Below are 1,175 nucleotides of genomic sequence, written 5' to 3' on the forward strand. Positions count from 1 at the left end.
AAGAACCCACCGTCCGACCAGAGGTGGCTGATTCCGGCATCGGTGTCGTGGACGCCGAATCCGAACACGATGATCGATCCCGCGAACCAGGCTGACCCCGCTCGGCAAGGCCTGCGCCGCCTCGGCCCAGCCCGAAGTCGTGTCGTGATCGGTGATGGCGACGACGTCGAGTCCGGCGTCGGCTGCGGCGCGCATGAGGGCAGCCGGGGTATCGGTGCCGTCCGATGCGTTGGAGTGGGTGTGAAGGTCTATTCGCACTGTTCCAGTGTGTCAGCAATCGGCAACTTCATCGCGCTCCGGTAGGCGAGCCGGAAGCTGACGTACGATTACGCCGCAGCGGCAGCGCAATTCGATCAGGTGTCGCTGTAGTGCCGTTACTGCATCACAGGTTCACTGCACTACAGACCGAGAAGGAGCGAGCGTGCCAACCATGCCGTCACTGCCGAATTGGTCGAACGGCAAATCGACGCAAGCGGATGCACCCAAGATCCCCGTCCCGGCAGCCCGCGCGATCGTCGACTGCGCGGTCTACGTGGACGGCGTGCGGTTGCCGGGCAAGTACACGCACCGCGCCGCGTTGGCCGAGGTTCGTAGTCGCGACAACGCGTTCGTCTGGGTGGGCATGCACGCTCCCGACGAAGGTCAGATGCAAGATGTCGCAGCAACTTTCGGACTCCACGAGCTGATGGTCGAGGATGCCGTCCATGCACACGAGCGCCCGAAACTCGAACGCTACGACGACGTCATGTTCCTGGTGCTGCGCACGGTCGTCTACGTACCGCACGAATCCGTGGCGACGGCGAGCGAGATCGTCGAAACCGGCGAGATCATGGTGTTCGTCGGTCCCGACTTCGTGGTGACCGTCCGGCACGGGGATCACTCCGAACTGGCAAGCGTGCGCAAGTCGCTCGAACAGAATGCCGAGCGTCTCGCCATGGGACCGTTCGCGGTGCTGCAAGCGATCACCGACCACGTCGTCGACAGCTATCTCTCCGTCATTCAGCTGGTCGAACAGGACGTCGACAGCATGGAAGAGTTGGTGTTCAACCCGCGGAACACCGTTGCCGTCGAGCATATCTACCTACTCAAACGTGAAATCGTCGAACTACGACGCTCGGTCACTCCACTCGGATTGCCACTGCTCCAACTCACTCAGCCCGCGGGCGGCCTCGTCC

The 1,175-nt window shown here is 62.7% G+C and carries 2 protein-coding genes; one reads left to right on the forward strand and one right to left on the reverse strand.

All coding sequences use genetic code 11. The features are described from left to right. Positions 1–258 (reverse strand): PHP domain-containing protein (locus ABT116_RS48470; protein WP_502984099.1); only part of this gene is annotated, 258 nt, incomplete at its 3' end. A 172-nt stretch (positions 259–430) separates the two neighbouring features. On the opposite strand from ABT116_RS48470, the gene ABT116_RS48475 reads away from it, so the two are divergent. Next, positions 431–1,175: CorA family divalent cation transporter (locus ABT116_RS48475; protein WP_351647924.1), on the forward strand; the 745-nt coding region annotated here is incomplete at its 3' end.

Origin of the sequence: Streptomyces sp. NPDC002130, from assembly GCF_040296465.1 — a bacterium.
GTDB lineage: Bacteria > Actinomycetota > Actinomycetes > Streptomycetales > Streptomycetaceae > Streptomyces.